The 8,967-nt window shown below is 72.7% G+C and carries 9 protein-coding genes; all 9 read right to left on the bottom strand.

Features of this window, described 5'->3' with window-relative positions; genetic code table 11:
- The coding region (locus tag ACGF5T_RS27310; protein ID WP_356612742.1) for a flavodoxin-dependent (E)-4-hydroxy-3-methylbut-2-enyl-diphosphate synthase at positions 1-206 on the bottom strand (206 nt) is incomplete at its 3' end.
- 4 nt (positions 207-210) lie between these two features.
- Positions 211-1,233, bottom strand: a complete 1,023-nt coding sequence (gene hpnH, locus ACGF5T_RS27305) for an adenosyl-hopene transferase HpnH (RefSeq protein WP_366767483.1) — start codon at positions 1,231-1,233, stop codon at positions 211-213.
- 6 nt (positions 1,234-1,239) lie between these two features.
- Positions 1,240-1,884 carry a 1-hydroxy-2-methyl-2-butenyl 4-diphosphate reductase gene (locus tag ACGF5T_RS27300; RefSeq protein WP_356612738.1) on the bottom strand — a complete coding sequence of 215 codons (645 nt, stop codon included), beginning with the start codon at positions 1,882-1,884 and terminating at the stop codon, positions 1,240-1,242.
- Entirely contained in the window at positions 1,884-3,953 is a 2,070-nt protein-coding gene (gene shc, locus ACGF5T_RS27295) for a squalene--hopene cyclase (RefSeq protein WP_356612737.1), read from the bottom strand. Before shc ends, ACGF5T_RS27300 begins: the two co-directional genes overlap by 1 nt.
- A 119-nt stretch (positions 3,954-4,072) precedes the next feature.
- A complete protein-coding gene (locus tag ACGF5T_RS27290) occupies positions 4,073-5,131 on the bottom strand; it encodes a polyprenyl synthetase family protein (RefSeq protein WP_366767489.1) in 1,059 nt (352 codons plus the stop codon).
- Positions 5,132-5,199: 68 nt separating this feature from the next.
- A complete protein-coding gene (gene hpnE, locus ACGF5T_RS27285) occupies positions 5,200-6,636 on the bottom strand; it encodes a hydroxysqualene dehydroxylase HpnE (protein ID WP_356612736.1) in 1,437 nt (478 codons plus the stop codon).
- Positions 6,633-6,791, bottom strand: coding sequence for a DUF6380 family protein (locus tag ACGF5T_RS27280; protein ID WP_356612734.1), 159 nt, complete (start codon positions 6,789-6,791; stop codon positions 6,633-6,635). The genes hpnE and ACGF5T_RS27280 overlap by 4 nt, the downstream gene beginning before the upstream one ends.
- On the bottom strand, positions 6,791-7,741 hold the full coding sequence (gene hpnD, locus ACGF5T_RS27275) for a presqualene diphosphate synthase HpnD (RefSeq protein ID WP_356612732.1): 951 nt from the start codon (positions 7,739-7,741) through the stop codon (positions 6,791-6,793). The genes ACGF5T_RS27280 and hpnD overlap by 1 nt, the downstream gene beginning before the upstream one ends.
- Positions 7,738-8,640, bottom strand: coding sequence for a squalene synthase HpnC (hpnC, locus tag ACGF5T_RS27270; RefSeq protein ID WP_366767482.1), 903 nt, complete (start codon positions 8,638-8,640; stop codon positions 7,738-7,740). Before hpnC ends, hpnD begins: the two co-directional genes overlap by 4 nt.
- Positions 8,641-8,967 lie beyond the last annotated feature (327 nt).

Below are 8,967 nucleotides of genomic sequence, written 5' to 3'. Positions count from 1 at the left end.
ACGATCTGACAGCCCGACGCCGTCAGCTCCGCGATCTGCTGCAACGTCGCACCGATGTCCGACGTACGGGTCGTGGTCATGGACTGGACCGACACCGGGGCCCCGCCCCCGACCGCCACCGGCCCGACCTGGATCCGCCGCGACACGCGTCGCTCGGCGAGCGGCCGGACCGGCACCTCGGGGACGCCCAGGGAGATGGCGGTCACGCCGTCACTCCCGGTTCGAGGAGACGGTCTCGCGCATCGCGCGCAGGGACTCCTTGAGCGAACCCATCGTGGCCAGGACGGCGGTGGGCTCGTAGCCGCAGTGCGCCATGCAGTTGGCGCAGCGCGGGTCCTTGCCGCGGCCGTACTTGTCCCAGTCGGTCTCCTCGACCAGCTCCCGGTAGGTCGGGACGTAGCCGTCGCTCATCAGGTAGCAGGGGCGCTGCCAGCCGAACAGCGAGTAGTTCGGGATCGCCCACGCGGTGCACGGGAAGTCCACCTTGCCCTCGAGGAAGTCGAGGAACAGCGGGGAGTGGTTCAGTCGCCAGCGGGCGCGGTTGCCGCCGGCGAAGGCCTTCTTGAACAGCTCGCGGGTCTGCTCCACCCCCAGGAAGTGCTCCTGGTCGGGTGCCTTCTCGTAGGCGTAGGCGGGCGAGATCATCATCTCGTCGACCTTGAGGTCGTCGTTGAGGTAGTTGAGGACCTCGACGATGGTCTGCGGGGTGTCGGTGTTGAAGAAGGTGGAGTTGGTGGTCACCCGGAAGCCGCGCCGCTTGGCCTCCTTGATGGCCTCCACCGCCTCGTCGAACACGCCCTCCTTGGCCACGGACTCGTCGTGCCGCTCGCGCAGCCCGTCGATGTGCACGGCGAAGGCGAAGTAGGGCGAGGGGGTGAACCTGTCCATCTTCTTACGCATGAGCAGGGCGTTGGTGCAGAGGAAGACGTACTTCCGCTTGGCCACCAACTGCCGGACGATCTCGTCGATCTGAGGGTGCATCAGGGGCTCGCCACCGGCGATGGAGACCATCGGCGCACCCGATTCGAGCACCGCTCCGACGGCCTGCGCGACCGGCATGCGCTGCTTGAGCACCCCCGCCGGGTGCTGGATCTTGCCGCATCCCTCGCACTTCAGGTTGCAGGCGAAGAGCGGCTCCAGCTCCACGATGAGCGGGAACTTGTCCCGCCGGCGGATCTTCTGTTCGGCCAGGTATGTAGCGACCTTGACGGACTGACGCAGCGGCATGGCCATCTGGGCTCACCTCCGGGGGAGCAGCAAAGAACGGTGCCATTCGAAGAATGCGGGAAGAACGGATCGGAGAACACGGAAAGCTGATATTCCACCGCGCACCGTGCCGATCCGGACCAGCTCGTGTTCTGGAGCGTCCACGACCACCCGGACGGCCGCAACCGGACGCGGGCCCGCCCGGACGGCGCTCAGGAGCGTGGCCGCGGATTCCATGTCGACGGCGATCGCGCCGGTCGCGAGCAGGTCGGCGCGCTCGGGACCGCGGACGACGTGGTCCGAGCCGGTGAGCGGACCGGTGTGGACGGTGCGCCGGGGCAAGGCCCGCCTGAGCTCCTTGACCAGCCGGTCGGTGCCGACGCACGCCACGGTGGAGCGCGGGTCCCGGGTCTCCTCGGCGACGACCAGGTCGCCGGGGTGCATGCCGGGAGCGAGTCCCGCGCAGAAGCCCGTGGCCAGCACGGCGGCACCGCCGAGCGCCCTGTCCTCGGCCAGGACCCGGGTGACCGAGCGCTCGGCCGCCCTCGGTCCCATGCCGGTGCGCAGGACGGTGACCGGCCCGTCGGCGCCGCCCCGGTCGCCGGTGCGCAGGGCGAGGTGCTCGATGCCGAGCGCGCAGGCGATCAGCAGCGGGGACGGGCCGGTCTGCGCGTTCATCAGCTGCCCTTCACCCCGGCCGCGGACGTCCCGGCGGCGGGCCGCTCGGCGGGTGCGGCGACGTTCACCGCACCACCGTGCTGGTCGGCGAAGGGGTCCCCGTGCACGTACCGGCCGAGGGCGGTGAGCGGGAAGACCTGCCGGTAGAGGTGGTAGTTGATGGAGAAGTCCCAGGGGAAGCCGGTGCCGGTGAAGTACGGCTCGTCCCAGGAACCGTCCTCGCGCTGGGTGGCGGCCAGCCAGGCGATACCGCGTTCCACGGCGTTCGACTCCCGTTCCCCCGCGGCCAGCAGCGCCATCAGCGCCCAGGCGGTCTGGGAGGCCGTGGAGGCACCCCGGCCGCTCCACTCGCGGACGTACCGGTAGGAGCGCAGGTCCTCGCCCCAGCCGCCGTCCTCGTTCTGGACGGACTCCAGCCAGGTCACCGCGCGGCGGATCGCGGGGTGCGAGACCGGGAATCCGGCGGCGGTCAGGGCGGGGACGACGGAGCCGGTGCCGTAGACGTAGTTGACGCCCCAGCGGCCGAACCACGAGCCGTCCGCCTCCTGTTCGGCCAGCAGCCACCGGATGCCCCGCCGGGTGCGCGGGTCGTGGGTGAGGCCCTCGACCGCGAGCATCTCGACCACGTGTGCGGTGACGTCCGCGGACGGCGGGTCGATGACCTCGCCGAAGTCGCAGAAGGGCAACCGGTTGGGGAAGGCGCTGGTGTTGTCGACGTCGAACGCGCCCCAGGCGCCGTTCTTCGACTGCATGCCGAGGTTCCAGCGGACCCCGCGGCCGATGGCCTTCTCGACCCGCTCCGGGTCGTGGTGCCTGACCCGGCGCAGGGCGAGGACGACCTCGGCGGTGTCGTCGATGTCGGGGTAGTTGTCGTTGTGGAACTCGAACGCCCAGCCACCGGGCGGCAGTCCGGGACGCTTCACCGACCAGTCGCCCGGGCGCACGATCTGCTCGCCGAGCATCCAGTCGGCGGCCTTGACCAGTTGCGGGTGGTCGGCCGGCACCCCGGCGTCGGCCAGCGCGATGACGGCCAGGCAGGTGTCCCACACCGGGGACTGGCAGGCCTCGATCATCCGGGCGCCGTCCTCGCGCCACACGGCGAAGCGGTCCAGCGACTCCAGCCCCGCGCGCATCACGGGGTGTTCGAGGTCGTAGCCGAGCAGGTACAGGGCGATGACCGAGTACACCGCCGGCGGCTGGATGCCGCCCCAGCAGCCGTCGTTCTCCTGCCGCTCGATGATCCAGCGGGCGGCGGTGTTCATCGCGGCTCGGCGCAGTCGGCGCGGGGCGAACCTGCGGTAGGCGTGCAGGGCCCTGTCGATGCGTTGGAAGGCGCCGTCCCAGCTCGCCGCCGGTGCCAGGGGACGCGGCGGGTTGGGCAGGTGCGGGTCGGTGTGCAGCTCGTCCAGCGCGAAGGGGGCGGGGCGTACCGGCCGCTTGGCGGAGACGATGGTGAGCGGCACGATCGTCTGCCGGGCCCAGCAGCCGAAGTCGTAGATGTTGAGCGGCACCCAGGTGGGGAGGTAGATGATCTCGGGCGGCAGCTCGGGCAGGTCGTCCCACTTCCACCACCCGAAGAGCGCCAGCCAGATCCGGGTGAAGACGCGGGAGGCGGCGATGCCGCCCCGGGAGCGGACCCACTCGGCGGCCCGCGCCATGTGCGGCGCGTCGGGGGCGTCACCCGCCAGGCGCAGGGCGACATAGGCCTCGACGGTGGCGGAGAGGTCGCCGGGGCCGCCGTGGAAGGTGGCCCAGGTGCCGTCCTCGCGCTGCTCGCCGCGGACGAACAGGGCGGCGGCGCGGGCGGTCTCCTCGTCCAGGATGCCCAGGAACTGGCGCAGGAGGAGATCCTCGGCGTCCATCGTGACGTTCGTCTCGAGGTCGCCCTTCCACCAGCCCTCCGCGTCCTGGAGGGAGAGCAGGAAGTCCGTGGCGCGCCGGGTGGCGTGTGCGGCGGCCGCCGCCGTCCCGGGCGCCTCGGCGGGGATCGTGATGTCGTCGGTTTCGCTGGCCGCGGCTGCGAGGGGCTTCAGGGTGGCCCCGGTGCTTCCGTCGGTCGTCGCTGTCATGGCTTCCCCTTCGTGCAGTGTGCAAGCGGTGCTTCTGCTGTGGGTCCGCCGTCGGCCGGTGCTGGTCGTTCCCGCGACACCGGCCGGCGACTACGCGAGGGCTATTCGACCGATAGTGATCATCTCTTTCGTACGACGACGAAGTCCGCGAGTGCCGTGAAACGGTCCCGCACCCGCTCGGGCATGTCCACGGCGTCGAGGGCCTCGATGGCGATGGTGTGCTGGCGGCGCGCCTCGTCGGCGGTCCACTCCCGGCCGCCCGCTTCCTCGATGAGGGCGGCGCGGGCCGCGAACTCCTCCTCGGAGAAGTTCGCGAAGTCGCTGGTCTTGGCGTCGGCGGCGAGGATATCGCCGAGCCGCTCGGACGCGGGGCCGCCGGCCGCGAGCGCGGCCACGACCGGGAGGGACTTCTTGCGCTGGCGCAGGTCGCTCCAGGTCTGCTTGCCGGTGGCCTCCGGGTCGCCCCAGATGCCGAGCAGGTCGTCGACGGCCTGGAAGGCGAGGCCCAGGTGGTAGCCGTACTTCTCCAGCGTGTCGGCGGTGAACTCGTCGGCGCCGCCGAGCACCGCGCCGATGGAGCTGGCGGAGGCGAGCAGGGCGCCGGTCTTGTTGCCCTCCATCTCCAGGCACTCCTCGACGCTGACCCGGTCGCGGTGCTCGTAGGAGATGTCCTGGGCCTGACCGTCGATCAGGGCGCGGGAGGCCTTGGTGAGGCGGCGGGTGGCGCGGCCGGCCTCGACGGTGCCCAGCTCCAGCAGCACCTCGTTGGCGAGCGCGAACAGGGCGTCGCCGACCAGGATGGCCTGGGCGGGGCCGTGCACCTTCCAGACGGTGTCGCGGTGGCGGCGCTGCTCGTCGCCGTCCATCAGGTCGTCGTGCAGGAGGGAGAAGTTGTGCACCAGTTCCACGGCCACCGCGCCGGGGACGCCGACCTCGGGTGCGGCACCGGTCACCTCGGCCGAGAGCACCGCGAGCGCGGGGCGGACGGCCTTGCCGCCGTCGCCGTCCGCGGGCCTGCCCTGGGCGTCGATCCAGCCGAAGTGGTAGGCGGCGACGGTGTCCATGGGAGGTGCCAGACGGTCTACGGCCGCCCGCAGGACCGGCGTGGTCAGGGTCCGGCCACGCTCCAGGAGCGCGGTCACGTCCACCGCCTCGGCAGCCTTCGGGGCCGGGGGCACAGTGGGCACAGTCTTTCCTCCAGTTGCGGTACCGGGAGTGCGGGAGTCGGTCCCACGCGGATCGGTTCTCATGCCGCCTCCTCGAAGAAATCGGGAAGCAGGCCGCGGGACCGGCCCAGGGCGCCGAGCGCGGCGCCCGCCGCCCCGACACCGCTGCGAACCGCACTCTCCATGGTCGCGGGCCACCCGGTGGCGGTCCACGCTCCGGCCAGGTACAGGCCGGGTGCCTTGGTGCGGGCGCCGGGCCGGAGCCGGCCGACGCCGGGGGCGGGAGCGAAGGTCGCGGTGCGCTCCCTGGTCACGAAGAAGTCCCTCACCTCGGCGCCCCGGGCGCGGGGCAGCAGCCGCTCCAGCTCGGGCAGGTACCGCTCACGCAACGTGGCCACGGGCGCGTCGATCTCGTGCTGCGCGGTCGACTGCGACAGGGCCAGGTACTGACCCTCCTTCAGCCCGGAGGCCTCGGTACGGTCGAACACCCACTGCACGGGGGTGCCGAGAGCGGTGAGGAACGGCGCGGCGAGCACCTTGCGGTCGTAGACGACGTGGACGTTGAGGATCGGCGCCGTGCCGATCTCCAGCAGGTTCCCGGGGGCGTCGAGGGCGCCCGCGGGCAGCAGGTCGTGCGCCTCGCGCTGCGGTACGGCGAGGACGACCGCGTCCGCCTCCAGGGTCTCGCCCGGCACCTCGACGCTCCAGCCGCCGCCCTCCTCGGCACGGACGGCGGTGACCCGGGTGCGGACCTCGGTCCGGACGCCCGCGGCGTCCAGCGCCGCGCGGGCCAGCCCGTCGTGCAGGTCGCCCAGCGGGACCCGGGCCCACCCGATGTCGGCCGCGCCCGGGTCGGAGAGCAGACCGGTCTTGAACACCATCGCGGCGAGACCCAGCGAGGCGTCGCCGGCGACCGCGTTGAGGGTGGCGACGCCGACGAGGTCCCACAGCGCCTCGACGGCGCGCGCCGACTGGCCGTGCGCGGCCAGCCAGCTGCCGAAGTCCTGGTCGTCCAGCGCCGGATCGGCGAGGTCCAGCCCCTTGAGCGCGAGCGCGGCCCGTCCGACCCCGGCCCGCTCGGCGAGCGAGAGGTGCGGGTACGTGGCGAGGCTCCGCCCCAGGTGCAGGGGTACGGGCAGCGCGTCGCGCCGCAGTCTGCCGAGCCGCCGCCCCGCGGGCCGGGCGAGGTCGACGACCGGCACGTCGAGACGTTCTTGCACCGGAGCGAGCGCCGTTCCTCCGATGCGGTCGAGGAACCAGCGGTAGGCGGTGCAGCAGCGCAGGTAGACGTGCTGGCCGTTGTCGACGGTGAGGTCGCCGCGCTGGAAGGAGAAGGCGAGCCCGCCCAGTCGGGGCCGGCCTTCGAGCAGGGTGACGCGCACCCCGGCATCGGCGAGCGTGAGGGCGGCGGTGACCCCGGCGAGTCCGCCTCCGACCACGACGGCGTGTCCGCCGGGGCGCAGGGCGGAGACGTCCGCGAGCTGTCCGCCGTCCCGCGTGCCGTTGCCGTGCGTCATGGTGCGCCCTTCCCTGTCCGGTCGCCGCGGTGTTTGAACGGCGTACGGCCGACCGTCTCAGTCAGGGACGCCGACCGCCACCGGAGGGTTGCCCGCCGCTCCCCGCCGGACGCGTCGCTCCGGTCCGGAGTGTCGAGTGTGCCGGGTGCGTCCATCAGGCGCGCCTCCGGACGGCCCGTCGGGTGACGTGCCGGGCGTCCAGCCCGGACAGACCGCGCACGGCGACGTACGCCTTCTCGCGTCCGGGGAGCGAGACCCGGCCACGCAGGACGGCCTCCGGGTCCCGCTCGATGCGGTCCAGGAGGCGGCGGTAGATGCCGGCCATGGCGGCCACGCAGGCACCGCTGCGGCGGTCGAGCATGGGCAGCAGCCGGTAGCCCTCGGCGAACAGGGCACGGGCCCGCCGCACCTCGAAGTGGACCAGGCCCGCGAAGTCGGAGCCCGCGGGCGGCGTCGGTCCGCTGAACCCGGCGGAGCAGCCGAACTTGGCGAGGTCGTCGGCGGGCAGGTAGGTCCGCCCGCCCTCGGCGTCCTCGCGGACGTCCCGCAGGATGTTGGTGAGCTGGAGCGCGAGGCCGAGCGTGTCGGCGTACTCGGGCGCGCGTTCGGCGCCGCGCGCCCCCCGTTCGGTACCGAAGACGCCGAGCGAGAGGCGGCCGATGGCGCCTGCCACGCAGCGGCAGTAGACCTTCAGGTCGTCCCAGGTCTCGTAGGTCTCGCCCCGCAGGTCCATCTGGACCCCGTCGATCAGCTCGTCGAGTCCGCCGAGGGGGATCGGGAAGACCCGCGCGGCGTGGGCGAGGGCGACGGCGACCGGGTCGGTGTCGTCCTCGTCGACCGCACCCTGCTGGATCCGGGCGAGCACCGCCCGCGTCTCCTCCAGACGGGCGACCTTGACGTCGCCCGCCAGGTCGCCGTCGCCGATGTCGTCGACGCGGCGGGAGAACGCGTACAGCGCCGACATGGCGCGGCGCTCGGGCGTCGGCAGGAGCCGGATGCCGTAGGCGAAGTTGCGGGCCTGCTGTCCGGTGACGGCCTCGCAGTAGCTGTAGGCGGCGAGTACCGGTGCCGACGTGTGCGCTGACGACTCCACGGTCCCGATCACCCCTCTCCTCGCAGGGTCACGCCCACCTCGCGCAGCAACTGGAGCTTGCCGGGCTTGGGCGGGCCGGGAAGTACGTCGTGATCGGCGGCCTCGATCGCCCGGACGGCCGCCCTGCCCCCCGCCAGGAACCCCGCGAGCAGCAGGCGGAGCCTGCCGCGGACGCTGCCCACCAGGGGGGCGCCCTCGCTCAGCAGGTCGCGGGCGCGGCCGGTCTCGTAGGCGATCAGGGCGCGCACCGAGGCGCCGGCGGTGGGCGCGGCGAGGTCCGTCTCCTGGACGTGGAAGCGTTTCATGTCCTCGGCGGGCAGGTAGACACGGTCACGGGCCAGGTCCTCGGCGACGTCCTGGAGGTGCTCGACGATCTGCAGGGCGGTGCAGACCGCGTCGGACCGGCGGATCCGCTCCGGCGTCGAGGTGCCGGTGACGGCGAGAACGAGGTGACCGACCGGGTTGGCGGACAGCTCGCAGTAGGCGAGCAGGTCGTCGTAGGTCTCGTACCTCCTCACCACCTGGTCCTGGCGGTTGGCGGCGATCAGGCCGAGGAAGGGCGCGGGGGTCAGCGAGCGGCGGCGCACGGTGGGCTGCAGGCGGCGCAGCAGCGGGTGGCGGGGGGTGCCGTCGAAGACCCTGCGCAGGTCGGCCTCGAAGGCGTCCAGCATCAGCAGCCGGTCGTCGGCGCGGTCGCCGGGGACGCCGAGGAGGCGGGCGTCGGCGCCGCCGGGGGCCAGGTCGCCGTCGCCGATGTCGTCGACCAGACGGGCGAAGCCGTAGACGGCCATGAGGTCGGTGCGCCAGTCCCGGGGGAGGAAGAAGGGGGCCACGGGGAAGTTCTCGTTCGCCGCCTTGGCGAGGGTGGCGTGCTCCGGGTCGACGGCGCGGGCCGTGTGGGCGGCCGTCATCGCGGGCAGCCCCGGGCGGGGACGGCGCACGCGTCGCGGAGGTGGGGAGTTTCCGTCGCCATTGCCGTCACATCTCCCGTTCTACACTGCCGACCCAATACACACTATTTCGGACACGCCGCCCGACCGCCCGCGCGGCGGGCCCGCTCAAGGGTGTCGGGCATTATCGCCCCATGTGCCGCGTTTTTCGGGACCGGTCCAGCTTACGTTGTACGACTCAGCGCGGTCCGCAGGGGTCCTCCGAGCACCACGGGAACACTTCGGCCGTCCTCAACATTCCGGAGCGCAGCGGGAGTTGACGCTTTCTTTGCAGACGCGGGCCCCGCC

Origin of the sequence: Streptomyces sp. NPDC047853 (assembly GCF_043204535.1) — a bacterium.
Taxonomy (GTDB): Bacteria; Actinomycetota; Actinomycetes; order Streptomycetales; family Streptomycetaceae; genus Streptomyces.
The sequence above is the reverse complement of the archived record's forward strand: the minus strand, read 5'-3'. Positions and strand labels throughout refer to the sequence as shown.

Bases quoted from the DNA above. Each gene is read 5' to 3' on its own strand.
- hpnH (WP_366767483.1), bottom strand. From the start codon at position 1,233: ATGGCCATGCCGCTGCGTCAGTCCGTCAAGGTCGCTACATACCTGGCC.
- ACGF5T_RS27300 (WP_356612738.1), bottom strand. From the start codon at position 1,884: ATGAACGCGCAGACCGGCCCGTCCCCGCTGCTGATCGCCTGCGCGCTC.
- shc (WP_356612737.1), bottom strand. From the start codon at position 3,953: ATGACAGCGACGACCGACGGAAGCACCGGGGCCACCCTGAAGCCCCTC.
- hpnE (WP_356612736.1), bottom strand. From the start codon at position 6,636: ATGACGCACGGCAACGGCACGCGGGACGGCGGACAGCTCGCGGACGTC.
- ACGF5T_RS27280 (WP_356612734.1), bottom strand. From the start codon at position 6,791: ATGGACGCACCCGGCACACTCGACACTCCGGACCGGAGCGACGCGTCC.
- hpnC (WP_366767482.1), bottom strand. From the start codon at position 8,640: ATGACGGCCGCCCACACGGCCCGCGCCGTCGACCCGGAGCACGCCACC.